The sequence below is a fragment of the Allobosea sp. GW823-FHT01F03 genome (assembly GCF_058798075.1).
The window spans coordinates 3,789,969-3,806,195 of the sequence record NZ_CM179505.1; the positions used below are offsets into that span (position 1 = coordinate 3,789,969).

Sequence of the window (16,227 nt, forward strand, 5' to 3'; positions counted from 1 at the left end):
CCAAGGAGGGCATCATGCTCGACCGCCGCCATTTCCTCGCCGCCGCCGCGGCCAGCCTTGCCATGCCGCATGTCGCGCGCGCAGCGGAGCCGCTGCTGCTCTGGGGGCCGCCGGCCACGCCCGGCCTGCTGCTGGTCGCTGCAGCGCGCCAAGCGGCGCTGAAGGCGCTTCCGATGCCGGTCGAGGTCAGGATCTGGCGCACGCCCGACGAGATGCGGGCGGGCCTGTCCTCCGGCACGATGAAGGCGGTGGTGATGCCGAGTTATGCCGCCGCCAATCTCCATAATCGCGGCCTCGGCCTGCGGCTGGTCAACATCCTGACCCAGGGGCTGCTCAGCGTCGTCGCGCCCGCCGGCACGGTGAAGACCCTGGCGGATCTCAAGGGCAAGCGCGTCGTCGTGCCGTTCAAGAACGACATGCCGGACTTCATCTTCCGGCGCCTGCTCGCCTTCAGCCAGATCACGCCCGACGCACTGAGCATCGACTATTCCGGCACGCCGCCCGAGGCGGTGCAGCTCCTGCTCGCCGGCCGTGCCGATGCGGCACTGCTTTCCGAGCCGGCCTCGGCCGGCGCGCTCCTGCTCGCCGGCCTGCGTGGCAAGGAGCTGGAGCGTGCCATCGACACGCGCCTAGCATGGCAGAAGGCGACCGGGGCCGCGAGCCTGCCGCAAGCGGGGCTCGCGATCAGCGATCCGCTCGGCCGTGAGCTCGGCGAGGCCGGCATCCGAACCTTGCAGCAGGGGATGGAGGCCGCGCTCGCCGCCGTGCTGGCCGATCCCTCGGCCGTCGCCTCGGACGCCGCAACGCTGTTCCAGCTGCCGGGCCCGGTGCTGGCCCGCGCCGTGCCCTTCAGCAATCTCGTCGTTCAGCCCGCCTCCGCGGCGCGCCCCGATCTGGAGAAGCTGTTCGCGGCGCTGGCCGAGGGCGATCCGCGCATCATCGGTGGAAAATTGCCGGGCGACAGCTTCTACGCCCTCTGACCACATGGCTGCCATTCTCGCCTTCCTCGGCTGGCTCGGCCGCTATCTCTGGTCGGCCTGGGCGGGTGCCGCCGGGCTGTTCTGCCTCGCCGCCGCCTGGCAGGCGGGACATGAGCTCTACGGTTCGTTCGTGCTGCCATCGCCACTGGAAACCGGGCAGGAGGTCGCCAGGTTGATCGGCGAGCCTGATTTCCGCGTCGCGGCGCTGGAGACGGCACAGCGCGCCGGCCTCGGCTTCCTGCTTTCGGTCGCGGTCGGCACGAGCGCCGGCATCGCAGCGGGCTATTCCTTTGCGGCGATGCGCTTGATGCGGCCGATCGTGACGGTGATCCTCGGCGTGCCGCCGATCGCCTGGATCGTGCTCGCCCTGATCTGGTTCGGCGCCAAGGGCGGGACTGCGGTGCTGACGGTGGTGGTCGCCTCGCTGCCGATCTCCTTCGCCGGCGGGCTGGAAGGCGTCGCGACGCGCGACCGGGCTCTCGAAGCCATGGCGAAGAGTTTTGGCGCCGGCCGTTTCATGCGGCTGCGTACGGTGACGGCGCCGCATCTCGTCTCCTATCTTTTTCCGGCCTGGACGACGACCGCCGGCTCGGCCTGGAAGGTCACGGTCATGGCGGAATTGCTCTCCAATGCCGGCGGGCTCGGGGGCGATCTCGCCAGCGCGCGGGCGCTGTTCGACATTCCGCGCGTCACCGCACTGGTGCTCGCCGTCGTCGGCTTTGCGCTCTTCACCGAATATGTGCTGATCCAGCCCTTGCGTGACCGGCTCGAGCAATGGCGCGAGGCCGGGCGGCCCTGGGGTGTGAAGCGATGAGGCTCGCACTCGAACGCATCGGCCATGCCTTTCTCGGCCGCGCAGTCTTTGAGAATCTGACGCTCCGCCTCGACGCAGGCGAGGTGCTGGCGCTGGTCGGCCCCTCCGGCTGCGGCAAGACCACGGCGCTGCAGATCGCGGCAGGGCTGGTCGATCCGCTGCGCGGACGGGTGCGGCGCGAGTATCGGCGCCATGCCGTGGTCTTCCAGGAGCCGCGCCTGCTGCCCTGGCAGCGCACGCGCGACAACATCGCCTACGGGCTCGCGGCGCGCGGAATCGGCCGCGAGGAGCGTCACGCTATTGCCGACGCACGGGCCACCGAGGTCGGTCTGCACCCGCGCGACCTCGACAAATATCCGGCCGAGCTCTCCGGTGGCATGCGCCAGCGGGCGGCGGTGGCCCGGGCGCTCGCCGTCGATCCGGAGGTGGTCTTCTTCGACGAGCCATTCACGGCGGTCGATGTCGGCCTGCGGCGCGTCTTGCAGGATCTCGTCATCACCGCCTCGGCGCGCGAAAAATTCGCGGCTCTGTTCGTCACGCACGATCTCTCGGAGGCGGCGCGGCTGGCCCACCGCATCCTCGTCATGTCCGGCCGCGACGGCAGCATTCGCGTCGACCGAACGATCGCGGGCACGCCCGGCGCGCGCGACGACCGGACGATCTTCGAGACGGTCCAGGGCTGGATGCACGAGCCCGCCTTCGCCGAGCTGTTCGACCCGGATCGGGACAGGGCATGAGCCAGCACAGCATCAACGCTGCCACGGGCGTCCGCCATCCCCTGCTCGCCGAAGGGCTCAAGCTGTTCTTCCCGCTCGCGGCCGCCCATGCCGTGCTGCTGCCGCTCGCCTGGGTCGCGCTGTTCGGCCTCGGCCTGCCCTTCGCACGGGAGGTTCCACCCGGGCAGTGGCATGCCCATGAGATGATCTTCGGCACCTATGGCGCGGCGCTCGCCGGCTTCCTCGCCTCGGCCATGCCGGAATGGACGGATACCGAGGCGCGCAGCGGCAAAGCCCTGCTGCTGCTGGCCGGGCTCTGGCTGCCGGGCAGGCTGATCGGCCTCGTCGGCGCCGATGCGCTGATCATCATCGCCGCTGCAACCGATCTTGCCTTTCTCCTGCTGCTGCTCTTCTTCGTCGCCACGCCGCTGGTCACGCGCCGCAGCACCCGCCATGGCTCCTTCGTGCTTTGGGTCGGTCTCTTCGCGCTGCTCGAACTCGCGATCCGCGCCGCCTGGCTGACCGGCGAGACGGCGCTGTCCGGGCGCCTGCTGCATGCGGCGCTCGCGGTCTTCCTGGTCTTCCTGTCGCTCGCGATTGCAAGGATCAATGTCGTGGTAGTCAACCATGCGCTCGATCCGAGCGGCGAGACGACGCCCTATCGCCCGCATCCCGGCCGCCAGAACCTGACGGCCGGCCTGGTTTCGCTCCAGCTCGCCGCGGCACTGCTCTGGCCGGATTCGGCCGTCTCGGCCTGGCTCGCTTTGGCGGCGGCCGCAGCCTTTTTCGACAGGCTGGCGGAGTGGTTCATCGGCCGCGCCGTGCTGCGGGCGGAGGTGTTGGCGCTGGCCACCGCCAATACCTATGGCGGGCTGGGTTTCCTGGCGATCGGCCTTTCCGGACTCGGCGCCCCGCTCTCGCCGACGACCGGGCTGCACCTGCTCTCGGTCGGTGCGCTCGGGCTGGCCGTGATGGCGGTCTTCGTCATCGCGGGCCTGCGCCATAGCGGCCGCGACCTCGTGCTTCCGGCCTCCGCGAAATATGCACTGGGCGCGATGGCCGCCGCCGGCCTCGTCCGGACGCTGCCGGAACTCGGCATTGGTGCCGGCCTGGCGGGACTGCACTACACCCTGGCTGCCATGCTCTGGTCGGCTGCCTTCGCGATCTGGCTGGTCGGCTTCTGGCCTATCCTCAATGCGGGGAAAGGCGAGGACAGCGGCTGCGGTTGAAGAACAACCAGGCGCGCGGCGCGACAGCCTGCAGCGTCACTCCGATTTGTTATCGCGCTTTTGATTTTTGCCTTAAATCAACCACTTAGAGAAGTGGCTGGGGGACTAGGATTCGAACCTAGACAACCAGAGTCAGAGTCTGGGGTCCTACCGTTAGACGATCCCCCAACGGGCGCGCTGTGCGTCGCGTCGGATGGCGCGGGTCTAACGAACCTCGGCGATGGTTGCAAGCCTTGTGTGACAGATTTCGACAGGCCGGCGTGAAAGATTGTACAGGCCCCGGCGCTCGCCGCCCGAACGTCCGCCAACGGCGCCAGGAGCCAAGCAGATGCAGCCAGCCTCTCGGCACCTCGCCAGAAGCTGGCGGGCAAGCGGCGCGCGCAGCCACTGCGGCACAGCGGCGGCCCGCGCGACGGGCAAGAAGGCTGGGCAAGGAAGCTGGGAATGGTTCGTGAAAGGACGCAGGAAAGCGAGCCGGAGCCCGCCGGAGCTGGCTGGCAGCCACGGGTCCAAGCAACCGGAGCAGCTGCCCGAGGCCGTGAAGCGAGGCCATGAGCCAAGGCCCCTGCCGGTCGAGCAGACGCTCCCGTGCCGTCTTTCTCTCCGGCAGCGCCCGCGCGGAGCGACCGCTGCGTCGGTCCGCCCTAAGGCTATGCGCTGCTCAGCGTGCGGCGCACCGCATCGCGCCAGCCCGCGACCAGCGCCCGGCGCGGTTCTGCCGCCAGGGTCGGCGTGAAGCGACGCTCCAGCCGCCAGCGATCGCCGAACTGGGCCGGCTCGGGCAGCAGGCCTGCGTCGAGGCCGGCGAGATAGGCAGCGCCGAGAGCCGTGGTCTCGAGCACCTCCGGACGGTCCACGGGCGCGGAAAGGATGTCGGCGAGGCGCTGCATCGTCCAATCGGAGGCGACCATGCCTCCATCGACGCGCAGCACCGTCCCTGCCCCTTCGGCCTCCGGCCAGTCGGCGCGCATCGCCTCGAGCAGGTCGAGTGTCTGGAAGCAGACCGCTTCCAGCGCCGCGCGAGCGAATTCGCGCGGGCCGGTATTGCGAGTCAGGCCGAACATGGCGCCGCGGGCCTTGGCGTCCCAATGTGGGGCGCCGAGCCCGGTGAAGGCCGGCACGAGATAGACCTGCTGGCCGGGATCGGCATTGGCGGCCAGCGGCCCGCTCTGGGAGGCCCGCTCGATGATGCCGAGTCCATCGCGCAGCCATTGCACCGCGGCGCCGGCGATGAAGATCGAGCCCTCGAGCGCATAGTGACGCTCGCCGCCGAACTGATAGGCGATGGTGGTCAAAAGCCGGCTTTGCGAAGCGACGGCCTTGGCGCCTGTGTTGAGCAGCGCGAAGCAGCCGGTGCCATAGGTCGATTTCAGCATGCCAGGCGAAAAGCAGGCCTGGCCGATGGTTGCGGCCTGCTGATCGCCGGCGATGCCGCGAATCGGAATGGCAGCGCCGAACAGATCGGGTTCGGTCTCGCCGAACAGCGCGGCGCAATCCCGCACCTCCGGCAGCAGCGAAGCGGGAATGTCGAGCAGGGCGAGCAGATCCGCGTCCCATTCGCCGCGATGGATGTCGAACAGCATGGTGCGCGAGGCGTTCGTCGCGTCAGTGGCATGGACGCGCCCGCCGGTCAGGCGCCAGAGCAGAAAGGAATCGACCGTGCCGAAGGCGAGCTCGCCGCGCTCCGCCCGTTCGCGCGCGCCAGGCACATTGTCGAGGATCCAGGCGATCTTGCTGCCCGAGAAATAGGGATCGAGGCGTAGTCCGGTGCGGGCAGCGACCAGATCGCCATGGCCTCGCGCTTCAAGCGCAGCGCAGCGCTCGGCGGTGCGCCGATCCTGCCAGACGATGGCGCGGTGGATCGCCGCGCCGGTGCGCCGGTCCCAGAGCAGCGTGGTTTCGCGCTGATTGGTGATGCCGATGGCGGCGACCTCGCCGGCCCCTGCCCCGGCCTGGGCGAGCGCCTCGCGACAAACCGCCAGCGTGCTCTCCCAGAGATCCTCCGGCTCGTGCTCGACCCAGCCGGAAGCCGGGTAGTGCTGCACGAACTCCTGCTGGGCGCTGGTCACCGGCTGCAATTGCGCATCGAACAGGATGGCGCGCGAGGAAGTGGTGCCCTGGTCGATCGCCAGGATCAGGTGCCGCGCCGCCATGCCGTCTCTCCCCTCGCCTTCGCCGCCCGGGTCCGGTGCCCCGATGCAGCCGGAGCTTTGCCGCCAAGCCGCTGTTCAGGCAAGCGCCCTTGCCGGCAGGCAATGCTTCGCCTTCGCAGGTTCTGCTTGGCAGGCGCGTCGCGCTGTTGTTACGCTGCCCGGGAATGGAAACGCTCCGGCTTCTGGCCGGGCTCCGGCGGGTCATCGCGATGACCCCGGCCGGCAAAGGATTGCAAGGTGACGGTCGAGGACCGCCAGGAATCGGACGGCCCCGCCGTGGCAGCCCGCGCTGCGACGGGGGATGGCGTCGTGGCCAGCGCCGGCGGCCGGGAGGCACCGAGCCATCCGCGCCGCCCGGCCGCGACCTATGCCGCGCTCGATCTCGGCACCAATAATTGCCGCCTGCTGATCGCGCGGCCCGCCCAGCATGGTTTTCGCGTCGTCGATGCCTTCTCGCGAATCGTGCGGCTCGGCGAAGGGCTTTCGGCGAGCGGGCGGCTCGGTGAAGGCGCGATGGAGCGCGCCGTCGAGGCGCTGAAGATCTGCAAGAGCAAGATGGACCATCGCGGCGTCACCCGCGCTCGGCTGGTCACCACCGAAGCCTGCCGGTCGGCGGCAAACGGCGTCGACTTCGTGCAGCGCGTCGGGCGCGAGGCCCAGCTCGAGCTCGAGATCGTCGACCAGCGCACCGAGGCCTCGCTCGCCGTCACCGGCTGCGCCGCGCTGGCGGCGCCCGGCGCCGATTCGGTCATCGTCTTCGACATTGGCGGCGGCTCGACCGAGATCGTCTGGCTCGGTGGCCGCGAATCCGGGCGCGATCCGGCCGCGCGAATCCGCGAATGGGCTTCGCTGCCGATCGGCGTGGTCTCGGTCGCCGAGCGCTATGGCGGCGTCGAAGTCGGGCGCGAGCTGTTCGAGCGGATGGTGACGGACTGCAGTGCCGCGCTGAAGCCGTTCGCAGACAAGGCCGCGACCGCGCGCCTGGCTGCAGGCTTCCACCTGCTCGGCACCTCCGGCACGGTCACCACCGTCGCGGGCATCCATCTGCGGCTGCCGCGCTATGATCGCCGCCAGGTCGACGGGCTCTGGATGCGCGAGGCGGACGTGCTAAGCGTGATCGACGAGCTCGTGGCGATGGATTATTCGCAGCGCCAGGCCAATGCCTGCATCGGCCGCGACCGGGCCGATCTCGTACTGGCGGGCTGCGCCATTTTCGAGGCGATCCGGCGGGCCTTTCCGAGCCCGATGGTGCGGATCGCCGATCGCGGCCTGCGCGAGGGCATACTCCTGCGCATGATGCATGAAGACCGGGCTTGGTGGCGACGCCGCCAATGAGCTAAGTGCAGGGCATGAACCCGTCCAAACCGAGCGGCGGCGCCCGCGACCTGCGCGTCAAGGTCAAGAAGCCGGCCAAGCGCAGCCATTCCTCGCAGCTCTGGCTCGAGCGGCAGCTGAACGATCCCTATGTCAAGCGCGCCCGCGAAATGGGCTATCGCTCGCGGGCGGCCTTCAAGCTCGCCGAGATGGACGAGCGCTACAAATTTCTGAAACCCGGCCAGAAGCTGCTCGATCTCGGCTGCGCGCCGGGCGGCTGGTGCCAGGTCGCCGCGGCGAAGATCGGGCTCGAGAAGGGCAAGGGCCGGATCGTCGGCATCGACCTTCTGCCGGTCGACCCGATTCCGGGGGTCGAGCTGATCCAGCTCGATTTCATGGCCGATGAGGCCCCTGCCCTGCTGACCGAGAAACTGGGCGGCAAGGCCGATGGCGTGATGTCGGACATGGCGGCCAACACCACCGGCCACAAGAAGACCGATCACCTCAAGATCATCGGCCTGGCCGAGGCGGCGCTCGAATTCGCCAATGACGTGCTGGCGCCAGGCGGATTCTTCCTGGCCAAGCTGTTCCAGGGCGGCGACAGCGCCGAACTGCTCAGCCAGCTCAAGCGCGACTTCACCAGCGTGCGCAATCTCAAGCCGGCGGCGAGCCGCGCCGATTCCTCCGAGCTCTACGTGCTCGCGACGGGTTTCCGGCGTAAGAACGAGCCAGTCTCCGAAGACTGACGAGCGCCCGGCTCAGATTGCAGCCAGCCTGCCATCGACGAGATGGATGCGCCGGCTCGCCCGCGCGGCCATGTCGGCGTCATGGGTCACGGCGATGACGGTCTTGCCGCGCTCGCGCACCAGCGCATCGAGGATCGCGAAGACCTGCTCCGAGTTCTTGCTGTCGAGGCTGCCTGTCGGCTCGTCGGCCAGCACGATCGGCGGATCGTTCGCCAGAGAACGGGCGACCGCGACCCGCTGACGCTGGCCTCCGGAAAGCTGATCGGGCCGCTTGTCGAGATGGCCGGCAAGGCCGAGCGCTTCGAGCAGTTGCGTCGAGCGCGCCCGCATCGCGGCCTTGTCGAGGCGCCCGAGCCGCCGGATCGGAATCTCGACATTCTCGCGCACGGTGAATTCCGGCAGCAGGAAGTGGAACTGGAAGACGAAGCCGAGCGTCGCCAGCCTGATCTGCGCCCGCTCGCGCTCGCCGAGCGCCGCCGTGTCGCGACCGGAAATGCGCAGCACGCCGGCGCTTGGCCGGTCGAGCAGGCCGAGCAGATAAAGCAGCGACGACTTGCCGGAGCCGGACGGGCCGGTGATCGCGACGAATTCGCCCTCGCCGATCGAAAAAGTCACGTCCTGCACCAGCGTCACCGGCACGATTCCGGGCAGGACCCGGGTCAGCCCCGCGGTCTCGATCAGCGCGCTCATGTCGCCCCCCGGATGATGTCGACCGGGTTGAGCCGCGCCGCCTGCCGCGCCGGCAGATAGCCGGCGATGGCGGCCGAGGTCAGGGCGAAGCCCGCGGCGATCAGATAGTGCCAGATGCTCCAGGCCAGGGGCAGGCGCGTGATCTCCTGTGCCACGGCTGCGCCCGAGAGCTCGAAGCGGACGAGCGAGAGCGCGAAGCAGAGCCCGAAGCCGACCGCCCAGCCGATCAGCGAGCCGCAGGCGCCGAGCGCCAGCCCCTCCAGCAGGAAAAGCCGGCGCATATCGGCCTCGGTAAACCCCAGCGATTTGAGAATGGCGATGTCGCGCGCCTTCTCATGGGTGATCGTCGAGATGATGTTGAAGATGCCGAAGCCGGCGACGAGCAGGATGGCGCCGACCACCGTGTACATGATGACATTGCGGATCACCAAAGCCTCGAGCAGCGATTCATTCGCCTCCTGCCAGGCGACGGCCTTGTAGCCGATCTGCGCCTCGGCCCGCCGTGCGACCTGTGGCGCGGCGTTGGGATCGTCGAGCTTGAGGCGGATCTCGTTGATCGCGTTCGGCCGCTCGCTCAGGATCTGGGCGTTCTTGAGCAGGACATAGCCCTCGCCCTCGTCGCGGGCGGTGGTGCCGGTGTGGAACAGGCCGACGATCTTGAAGGCGCGGCTCTGGCCGGTCGCGGAGACGACCGTCACCGTCGTGCCCAGCCCAGCTCCGAGGCGCTGCGCCAGCCGGCTGCCGACCACGATGTTGTTGCCGCCGGCGATCAGCGCGGCGAAGCTGCCCTGACGGAAATCCTTGGTCAGCGAGGATATCTGCATCTCGGCCAGCGGCTCGACGCCGATGATGCCGATGCCGACATCGCGCCCGGCATAGCGCACCACGCCCTGCGTCTTCAGGCTGAGCGCCATCTTGCCGGGCACCCAGGCGCGCAGCATCGCTGTCACTTCCGTCGGGTTCAGGATGCCGCGCCGGTCCTCCCGGGGGCGCAGTCCGGCGATGTGCAGCGCCGCGAACTCGTCCTGCGCCGGCTGGCGACGCGCGGCGCGGCGCTCGTCGGTGACGTCGACATGCGGCATGGTGTCGACGAGCTTGGCGATGAAATCATCCTCGCCGCCCTGCATCAGCGAGGCCATGGCGATCGAGAAGCCGACGCCGAGCGCGACGCCGAGCACGGCGACCAGCGTCTGCCGGCCCCGCCCCATGATATGCGTCAGCGCGAGTGTCAGGATCAGCGGCATCGCTTACTCATCCCGCAGCCGGATACGGGCGCCCTCGCCCAGCTTGTCCGGATAGGGCGCGATGACGCGCGCCTCTTCGGGCAGGCCCGACAGCACCTCGACCTCGCCGGTGCCGCGAATGCCGATCGCGAGTTCGCGACGGCGGGCGACATCCCCCTCGGCGAGCACGACGGCATTGCCCTGGACCGCGTTGACCGGCAGCAGCAGCGCGTTGCGCGCGACACGCACGATGATGTTGAGCTCGGCAGTCATGCCGATCAGCAGCGGCGTGTCGTCGGGCAGAGCGAGATAGACGCGGTAATTCTTGGCGACCGGATCGCCCTTGGGGGTGATGCTGTCGACCGTCGCCTCCAGCGTCCGTCCGGGAAAGGCATCGGCCCGGATCAGGGCGCGCTGGCCCGGCTTGACCTGCGGGATGTCCTCCTCGTTCACCTCGGCGACGATGCGCAGCGGCTTCGCTTCGCCGATCCAGAACAGCACCGTTCCGGGCTCGGCGATCTCGCCGACCTCGCCATCGCGGCGCAGGACGGTGCCGCTCATCGGCGCCCGCAGGATGTAGTTCTCCAGCCGGGCGGTCTGGCCGGCGACCAGCGCCGCCGCCTGCCCGACCTCGCTGCGGACCCGGTCGAGCGCCTGCTGGCTCATGACGTTGCGCTCGACGAGGACGGCCTGGCGCTCGTGCTCGGCAGCGGCGAGTTTGTGGCGGGCCTTGAGCTCGGCGAGGGCGGTCTCGGCGAGGACGCTGTCGAGTCTGGCCAGGACCTCGCCCTTCTCGACCCGGCGGCCCTCGCAATCGCAGCGCTCGACGATGCGCTCGCGCACGAGCGGCGTGACCTTGGCCCAGTTGCGCGGCTCGACGACGCCGGTGGCGTAGACGATATCGGCGGCATCGCCGCGCCTGGCGGTCACGGTCGCGACCGCCGCGGGCCGGCTATAGGACCAGAAGGCCGCGCCTGCCCCCGACAACACGACGAGCACGATGAGGCTGCGAACGATCTTCACGGCATTCCCCTGCGCAGGCCTCGGCGGCGAGCTGACGAAATCGGCTGCAAGGCAGGCCCGTCGACGCGTGATCGCCGTTGCATCACCCGCCGCCATAGCCGTATCATGCACCAGACCGACCGTCGGTCATTTTACCGACCGCGGGTCGGTCGTCAAGAAGACGCGAGATCGGAACCGCATGCCGCGCATCGTCAAACATCCGGAGGATCGCAGGAGCGAGCTACTCGACTGCGCGCAGGCGCTGTTCTTCGAGCATGGCTATGAGGGCACGACGATCAGCGACATCATCGCCAAGGCGGGCATTTCGAAGGGCGGCTTCTACCACCATTTCGCGTCGAAGGAGGAGTTGCTGGAGGCGCTCGCCGCCCGTCTGGCGCATGAGGCGGTCGCCAAGCTCCGCGATGTGCTCGACGACCCCAGCCTCGGCGCCCTCGCCCGCCTGAACAGCTTCCTCGCCCGCTCGCGCCAGACCAATCTGGAGGATGCGCCGAAGCTGCGGGCGGCCTTCGACGTGGTTTTCCGCCCGGAGAACATCGTGCTCTACCACCGGGTCAACGCCGCCTCGATCGCGGTGATGCTGCCGGTGCTCGCCGGCATTATCGCCGAAGGGGCGGCCGAAGGCGTGTTCGCCGTGTCGGAGCCGGAGGATACGGCCGAGACGATCCTGCACCTCGGCGCCAGCGCCCATGACGCCTGGGGACGAGCGATCGCGGTCTCTGGAACAGCGGAAGAAGAAGCGGCGATCGAAGCGCTCGAGCGGCGCTTCCAGTTTCTCGGCCTCGCGGTCAACCGGATCCTCGGCCTGCCGGACGGCAGCGTGATCTTCGTCGAGGCGGGCTTCATGCGGGCGGTGATGACGGCGCGCTGAAAGCACGCGCCGCCCCTCTCCGCCGCAGCGTCTCAGTCGAGGTTGAACTTCGCGAATTCGCGATGCTCGCCATAGATCCGGCGGACCGTGCCGGTGATCGAGCGGTAGACGATGGTCTCGGTCTCGATCACCTCGGGCCCGAAGCGCACGCCGGAGAGCATGCCGCCATCGGTGACGCCGGTGGCGCAGACGATGACGTCGCCCGAGGCCATCTCGGCCATGTCGTATTTCTTGTTCGGGTCCTTGACGCCCATGGTCGCGGCGCGCTGGCGCTTCTCCTCGGTGTCGAGGATCAGGCGGCCCTGCATCTGGCCGCCGACGCAGCGCAGCGCCGCCGCGGCGAGAACGCCCTCGGGGGCGCCGCCAATGCCGAGATAAAGGTCGATACCGGTCTTCTCCGGCTCGGTGCAGAAGATCACGCCGGCGACGTCGCCATCGGTGATCAGGCGGATCGAGGCGCCGGTCTTGCGGACTTCGGCGATCAGCTTCTCATGGCGCGGGCGGTCCATGATCAGCGTGTTGATCTCATGCGGCTTGACGCCCTTGGCCCTGGCCAGCGCGTTGATGTTGTCGGCGGCCGAGGCGTCGAGGTCGACGATGCCGGCCGGGTAGCCCGGGCCGATGGCGATCTTGTCCATGTAGACGTCGGGCGCGTAGAGCAGATGGCCGGCGCCGGCCATCGCCATCACGGCGATCGAACCGGGCATGTCCTTGGCGCAGAGCGTCGTGCCTTCCAGCGGATCGACGGCGATGTGGACCTTCGGGCCCTGCTTGTTGCCGACCTTCTCGCCGATGAAGAGCATCGGCGCCTCGTCGCGCTCGCCCTCGCCGATGACGATTTCGCCGTCGATCGGCAGGCGGTTGAGCTCGCGCCGCATCGCGTCGACGGCGGCCTGGTCGGCGGCCTTCTCGTCGCCATGGCCGCGCAGGCGGGCGGCGGCGACGGCGGCGCGCTCGGTGACGCGCACCAGTTCCATCGAGAGATAGCGCTCGATGATCTGGTCGGGCGAGATGCGAAGATCGACGGACATGGTGTTTCCTCTATTTTCGGCGGTCGGCGGCGCGGTAACCGGCAGCGGAAGCACTCCGCGACCGCCCGGCCGCCATCCTATTCGCGTTCGATGCGGATGACCTGCGGGGCTTCCGAAATATGGCCGTCGGCGCCGACCTTCTCCAGCGCGCCGCGGATCGCGCGTTCGCTGGTGGCATAGGTGATCAGAACGACCGGGACCGGCGCACCGGAGCGCCCACCGGGATCGCGCGCCGCAGCGGCCTCCGAACGGCGCTGGACGATGCTCTCGAGCGAGATGTTCGCCTCGGCCATGCGGGTCGCGATCGCGGCAGCCGCGCCCGGCCGGTCGGCGACCGCCAGACGGATGTAGTACCCGCCCTCATGGCGCTGCATCTCGGCACGAACCGGAGCCTCCAGCCGCGCGACCGGCAGGCCGAAGGGCAGGCCAGCGGTGCCGCGGGCGACATCGGCGATGTCGGCGATCACCGCCGAGGCGGTCGGGCCGCCGCCGGCACCCGGACCGACCAGCGTGATCTCGCGCACCGCATCGGCGTCGATGGTGACGGCGTTGGTGACCCCCATCACCTGCGCGATGGCAGACGACTTCGGCACCATGGTCGGGTGGACGCGCTGCTCGATGCCGGTCTTGGTGCGCTCGGCGACGCCGAGCAGCTTGATCCGGTAGCCGAGCTCGTCGGCCATTTTCAGATCGAGCGGCGTGATCGAGGAAATGCCTTCGACATGAATCGCTTCGGCGTCGATCTTCGTGCCGAAGGCGAGGCTGGTCAGGATCGCGAGCTTGTGGGCGGTGTCGAAGCCCTCGACGTCGAAGGTCGGGTCGGCCTCGGCATAGCCGAGCCGCTGGGCGTCCTTCAGGCAGGCCTCGAAGGTCAGCCCCTCCAGCTCCATGCGCGAGAGGATGTAATTGCAGGTGCCGTTGAGGATGCCGTAGAGCCGGGTGACATTATTGCCGGCCAGCGCCTCCCGCAGCGTCTTCACCACCGGAATGCCGCCGGCCGAGGACGCCTCGAAGGCCAGCGCCGCGCCCTTGCTTTCGGCGAGTTCGGCGAGCGCCACGCCATGGGCGGCAAGCAGCGCCTTGTTGGCGGTGACGACCGGCTTGCCGGCGGCGAGAGCCGCCTCGACCGCCTGCTTGGCAGGTCCCTCGGAGCCACCGATCAGCTCGACCAGACAATCGATTTCCGGCGAAGTCGCCAGCGCCACCGGATCGTCGAACCAGCTCAGGCCGGCAAGATCGATGCCGCGGTCGCGATTGCGATCGCGTGCCGAAACCGCGGTGACGCGCACCGGCCGGCCGCAGCGTGCAGCGAGCGCATTCTCCTGCCGTTTCAGGATGGTGGCGACCGCCGCACCGACGGTGCCGAGGCCGGCGATGCCGACGCGAAGGGGCCGGAAGTCAGGTGGCGGAGCGTGCATGGTCATGTCGCGCGGGGTCGCATGAGGCGTGCGGGGAGTCAACGGCGAAGGGCGATGGAATCCGCCGCGATGCGTCGGATTATGCCGATGAGGGCAGGTATTGCGATCGGACCGGACCACGCTCCGCCTCAGCCTGACGCGACGAGGCGCCCTCCTCCGCTCGCCTCCCATGCCGTTTTGCGACCGGCGGCTCGCCGAAAGCGCGCTGATAGGCCCGCGAGAAGGCAGCCGCGCTGCCATAGCCGATCCGCCGGGCGACCAGCTTGACGAGTCCCCCGCGCTCGAGTTCGCGCCGGGCCAGCACCATCCGCCAGCCGGCGAGATAAGCCATCGGGGTCGCCCCCACCACGCGCGGAAACAGGGTCATGAAGCGGGTGCGCGACATGCCGGCAATCGTCGCGAGGTCGTCGACGCGCCAGTCGCGCGCCGGCGCATCCTGCATGGCGACGAGCGCCGGAAAGAGCTGGGGGTGCGACAACCCGGCCAGCAGCCCAGGCTGGGTGGTGCCGCGGTCGATCATGTGGCGCAGCAGCAGGAGCAGCAGCAGCGTGCACAGATTGTCGAGCGCGACCTGCCGGCCGCAGCGCCGCGCCGAGGCCTCGACCGTCAACAACTCGGCAACGGCCAGCAGCGCCGGAGCCGCCTCGAAGGCGAGCTCAACCCGGCTGGGCAACGCCGCGATCAGCGGATTTTCCCGGCCGCCGAAGTCGATCCTGACCGCGGCCAGCACCTCGCCTTCGCCGTCATGAGCCCCCGGCCCATGCGGCAGGAAAACCAGCGAGCGCAAGACCTGCTCCTGCCCGGTGACCTGCCCGGTCAGGATGAGATTGGCCGCGGCGGGCGCGACCTGCTGCGCGGCGACATCGAAGGCCGCGAAGAAGCTCGACAGGCGATCCCGCCCCAGATCGGAACTTTCGATCATGCCATTTGAATTTCTCATACCCGAGAATATGAACAAGGTCGGGCAGCTGCAACAGCAACCAGGAACAGCCCATGCTCATACCCCGCCAGCCCGCTCCCGCCCTTGCCGTCGACACGCTCGCTCATGGCCGCTTCGACCTGAGCACGGCCTCGCCGGAGCGGTTCACTCTGGTCTGCTTCTATCGGGGGCTGCACTGCCCGCTCTGCGCCACCTATCTGAAGGAACTCGAGCGTCTGGTGCCGGAGTTCGCCAGCCGCGGCGTGGAGACGATCGCGATCAGCAGCGACGGCCAGAGCCGTGCCGCCGAAATGGCGGAGAAGATCGGCGCCGAAGCGCTCAGGATCGGCTACGGGCTCGCCCTGGAGACGGCGCGCGCCTGGGGGCTGTACATCTCGGCCTCTCGCGGCAAGACCTCGATCGGTATCGAAGAGCCGGCGCTGTTCTTGGAGCCCGGCGTGTTCCTGATCCGATCGGACGGGACGATCTATTATCTCTCGGTCCAGTCGATGCCGTTCGTTCGGCCGAGCTTCGCCGAGATGGTCGCAGCGCTCGATTTCGTCATCAAGAGCCACTACCCGGCACGCGGCGAGTTCACCGGCGCGGTCTGAGCTCGCCTATTCGAAGCGGCAGATCACCTCTGCCGCGAGGCGCTTCAGCTTGCCCTCGCTGAAGCCGAGATAAACGCGCAGGACCTGATTGCCGAAAGCCGTGATCTTGATGGTGCGCAACGCCTCGAGGCTGTCTCCGTGCGAGACAGTCGAATTTTCGTTGACCGGCTTCCAGAACCAGGGCTTCGGCGGGCGGATCACCGTCTCCGCGAGGATCTTCTCGGCCTCGGCCTGTCCCGTGCCGATCGGCAGATAGCGTTCGACGATCCCGGTGGCGTCACGGCCGCATTCGCGCGCCTTGGTCGCCTCCAGCAGCTCCCCGATCAGAGGCGAATCGGTTTCGGTCGCGCGACCACGCGAGAAATCATAGGTCGCGAACAGGCAGACCAATGCGAAGAGACCGAAGATGACCCCGATCACGCGGCCTTTCGAGACCATATCCCCCTGCCTCTCCTCAGCCAGCCATTCCGGCCGCTCCGGTTCCCATGTTTT

At 68.9% G+C, this 16,227-nt stretch carries 16 protein-coding genes and 1 tRNA gene; 8 read left to right on the forward strand and 9 right to left on the reverse strand.

What is annotated here, in order from left to right; all coding sequences use genetic code 11:
* Positions 1 to 14: 14 nt before the first annotated feature.
* Genes AC3RCC_RS18190 through AC3RCC_RS18205 form a run of 4 tightly spaced genes read left to right on the forward strand, consistent with a single transcriptional unit; the run spans position 15 to position 3,739 of the window.
* Positions 15 to 980 carry an ABC transporter substrate-binding protein gene (locus tag AC3RCC_RS18190; protein ID WP_492256150.1) on the forward strand — a complete coding sequence of 322 codons (966 nt, stop codon included), beginning with the start codon at positions 15 to 17 and terminating at the stop codon, positions 978 to 980.
* Positions 981 to 984: 4 nt separating this feature from the next.
* Positions 985 to 1,794, forward strand: a complete 810-nt coding sequence (locus tag AC3RCC_RS18195) for an ABC transporter permease (RefSeq protein ID WP_452118034.1) — start codon at positions 985 to 987, stop codon at positions 1,792 to 1,794.
* Positions 1,791 to 2,531, forward strand: a complete 741-nt coding sequence (locus tag AC3RCC_RS18200; protein WP_492256151.1) for an ABC transporter ATP-binding protein — start codon at positions 1,791 to 1,793, stop codon at positions 2,529 to 2,531. Before AC3RCC_RS18195 ends, AC3RCC_RS18200 begins: the two co-directional genes overlap by 4 nt.
* A complete protein-coding gene (locus tag AC3RCC_RS18205; RefSeq protein WP_492256152.1) occupies positions 2,528 to 3,739 on the forward strand; it encodes an NnrS family protein in 1,212 nt (403 codons plus the stop codon). The genes AC3RCC_RS18200 and AC3RCC_RS18205 overlap by 4 nt, the downstream gene beginning before the upstream one ends.
* Positions 3,740 to 3,833: 94 nt before the next feature.
* Here the strand turns inward: AC3RCC_RS18205 and AC3RCC_RS18210 are convergent.
* Both AC3RCC_RS18210 and glpK read right to left on the reverse strand, forming a co-directional pair.
* Positions 3,834 to 3,907: transfer RNA gene (locus tag AC3RCC_RS18210), tRNA-Gln, on the reverse strand.
* Between the two features lie 482 nt (positions 3,908 to 4,389).
* Positions 4,390 to 5,892 carry a glycerol kinase GlpK gene (glpK, locus tag AC3RCC_RS18215; RefSeq protein WP_492256153.1) on the reverse strand — a complete coding sequence of 501 codons (1,503 nt, stop codon included), beginning with the start codon at positions 5,890 to 5,892 and terminating at the stop codon, positions 4,390 to 4,392.
* A gap of 237 nt (positions 5,893 to 6,129) precedes the next feature.
* Here glpK and AC3RCC_RS18220 point away from each other — a divergent pair, with 237 nt between their 5' ends.
* Entirely contained in the window at positions 6,130 to 7,227 is a 1,098-nt protein-coding gene (locus AC3RCC_RS18220) for a Ppx/GppA phosphatase family protein (RefSeq protein WP_465247251.1), read from the forward strand.
* A 14-nt stretch (positions 7,228 to 7,241) separates the two neighbouring features.
* Positions 7,242 to 7,952: an RlmE family RNA methyltransferase gene (locus AC3RCC_RS18225; RefSeq protein WP_291636391.1), complete on the forward strand. Its 711-nt coding sequence runs from the start codon at positions 7,242 to 7,244 to the stop codon at positions 7,950 to 7,952.
* Positions 7,953 to 7,964: 12 nt separating this feature from the next.
* Here the strand turns inward: AC3RCC_RS18225 and AC3RCC_RS18230 are convergent, their stop codons facing one another.
* From AC3RCC_RS18230 to AC3RCC_RS18240, 3 genes are read right to left on the reverse strand one after another with little or no spacing between them, the layout of a single operon-like run.
* The gene (locus AC3RCC_RS18230; RefSeq protein WP_492256154.1) at positions 7,965 to 8,642 is read right to left on the reverse strand and encodes an ABC transporter ATP-binding protein; all 678 of its coding nucleotides are present in this window, start codon (positions 8,640 to 8,642) and stop codon (positions 7,965 to 7,967) included.
* A complete protein-coding gene (locus tag AC3RCC_RS18235; protein WP_492256155.1) occupies positions 8,639 to 9,886 on the reverse strand; it encodes an ABC transporter permease in 1,248 nt (415 codons plus the stop codon). The genes AC3RCC_RS18230 and AC3RCC_RS18235 overlap by 4 nt, the downstream gene beginning before the upstream one ends.
* A 3-nt stretch (positions 9,887 to 9,889) precedes the next feature.
* Positions 9,890 to 10,888 (reverse strand): efflux RND transporter periplasmic adaptor subunit, encoded by a 999-nt coding sequence (locus AC3RCC_RS18240; protein WP_492256156.1) that lies wholly within the window; start codon positions 10,886 to 10,888, stop codon positions 9,890 to 9,892.
* Positions 10,889 to 11,066: 178 nt separating this feature from the next.
* On the opposite strand from AC3RCC_RS18240, the gene AC3RCC_RS18245 reads away from it, so the two are divergent.
* Positions 11,067 to 11,756: a TetR/AcrR family transcriptional regulator gene (locus AC3RCC_RS18245; protein ID WP_492256157.1), complete on the forward strand. Its 690-nt coding sequence runs from the start codon at positions 11,067 to 11,069 to the stop codon at positions 11,754 to 11,756.
* 32 nt (positions 11,757 to 11,788) lie between these two features.
* Here the strand turns inward: AC3RCC_RS18245 and glpX are convergent, their stop codons facing one another.
* The 3 genes from glpX to AC3RCC_RS18260 all read right to left on the reverse strand — a co-directional run bounded on the left by glpX (position 11,789) and on the right by AC3RCC_RS18260 (position 15,127).
* Positions 11,789 to 12,787: a class II fructose-bisphosphatase gene (glpX, locus tag AC3RCC_RS18250; protein WP_291636401.1), complete on the reverse strand. Its 999-nt coding sequence runs from the start codon at positions 12,785 to 12,787 to the stop codon at positions 11,789 to 11,791.
* A gap of 77 nt (positions 12,788 to 12,864) precedes the next feature.
* Positions 12,865 to 14,205, reverse strand: a complete 1,341-nt coding sequence (locus tag AC3RCC_RS18255) for a homoserine dehydrogenase (protein WP_492258798.1) — start codon at positions 14,203 to 14,205, stop codon at positions 12,865 to 12,867.
* Between the two features lie 79 nt (positions 14,206 to 14,284).
* Positions 14,285 to 15,127 (reverse strand): helix-turn-helix transcriptional regulator, encoded by an 843-nt coding sequence (locus tag AC3RCC_RS18260; protein ID WP_492256158.1) that lies wholly within the window; start codon positions 15,125 to 15,127, stop codon positions 14,285 to 14,287.
* A 71-nt stretch (positions 15,128 to 15,198) separates the two neighbouring features.
* Between AC3RCC_RS18260 and AC3RCC_RS18265 the strand changes: the two genes are divergently transcribed.
* Positions 15,199 to 15,735, forward strand: coding sequence for a peroxiredoxin-like family protein (locus AC3RCC_RS18265; protein ID WP_492256159.1), 537 nt, complete (start codon positions 15,199 to 15,201; stop codon positions 15,733 to 15,735).
* A gap of 6 nt (positions 15,736 to 15,741) precedes the next feature.
* Here the strand turns inward: AC3RCC_RS18265 and AC3RCC_RS18270 are convergent, their stop codons facing one another.
* Positions 15,742 to 16,173, reverse strand: coding sequence for a hypothetical protein (locus AC3RCC_RS18270; RefSeq protein WP_492256160.1), 432 nt, complete (start codon positions 16,171 to 16,173; stop codon positions 15,742 to 15,744).
* Between the last annotated feature and the right edge of the window lie 54 nt (positions 16,174 to 16,227).

What these genes read in the sequence shown, in the direction of transcription:
- AC3RCC_RS18190 (WP_492256150.1), top strand. Translation starts at nt 15, where the DNA reads ATGCTCGACCGCCGCCATTTCCTCGCCGCCGCCGCGGCCAGCCTTGCC.
- AC3RCC_RS18195 (WP_452118034.1), top strand. Translation starts at nt 985, where the DNA reads ATGGCTGCCATTCTCGCCTTCCTCGGCTGGCTCGGCCGCTATCTCTGG.
- AC3RCC_RS18200 (WP_492256151.1), top strand. Translation starts at nt 1,791, where the DNA reads ATGAGGCTCGCACTCGAACGCATCGGCCATGCCTTTCTCGGCCGCGCA.
- AC3RCC_RS18205 (WP_492256152.1), top strand. Translation starts at nt 2,528, where the DNA reads ATGAGCCAGCACAGCATCAACGCTGCCACGGGCGTCCGCCATCCCCTG.
- glpK (WP_492256153.1), bottom strand. Translation starts at nt 5,892, where the DNA reads ATGGCGGCGCGGCACCTGATCCTGGCGATCGACCAGGGCACCACTTCC.
- AC3RCC_RS18225 (WP_291636391.1), top strand. Translation starts at nt 7,242, where the DNA reads ATGAACCCGTCCAAACCGAGCGGCGGCGCCCGCGACCTGCGCGTCAAG.
- AC3RCC_RS18230 (WP_492256154.1), bottom strand. Translation starts at nt 8,642, where the DNA reads ATGAGCGCGCTGATCGAGACCGCGGGGCTGACCCGGGTCCTGCCCGGA.
- AC3RCC_RS18235 (WP_492256155.1), bottom strand. Translation starts at nt 9,886, where the DNA reads ATGCCGCTGATCCTGACACTCGCGCTGACGCATATCATGGGGCGGGGC.
- AC3RCC_RS18245 (WP_492256157.1), top strand. Translation starts at nt 11,067, where the DNA reads ATGCCGCGCATCGTCAAACATCCGGAGGATCGCAGGAGCGAGCTACTC.
- glpX (WP_291636401.1), bottom strand. Translation starts at nt 12,787, where the DNA reads ATGTCCGTCGATCTTCGCATCTCGCCCGACCAGATCATCGAGCGCTAT.
- AC3RCC_RS18255 (WP_492258798.1), bottom strand. Translation starts at nt 14,205, where the DNA reads ATGCACGCTCCGCCACCTGACTTCCGGCCCCTTCGCGTCGGCATCGCC.
- AC3RCC_RS18260 (WP_492256158.1), bottom strand. Translation starts at nt 15,127, where the DNA reads ATGATCGAAAGTTCCGATCTGGGGCGGGATCGCCTGTCGAGCTTCTTC.
- AC3RCC_RS18265 (WP_492256159.1), top strand. Translation starts at nt 15,199, where the DNA reads ATGCTCATACCCCGCCAGCCCGCTCCCGCCCTTGCCGTCGACACGCTC.
- AC3RCC_RS18270 (WP_492256160.1), bottom strand. Translation starts at nt 16,173, where the DNA reads ATGGTCTCGAAAGGCCGCGTGATCGGGGTCATCTTCGGTCTCTTCGCA.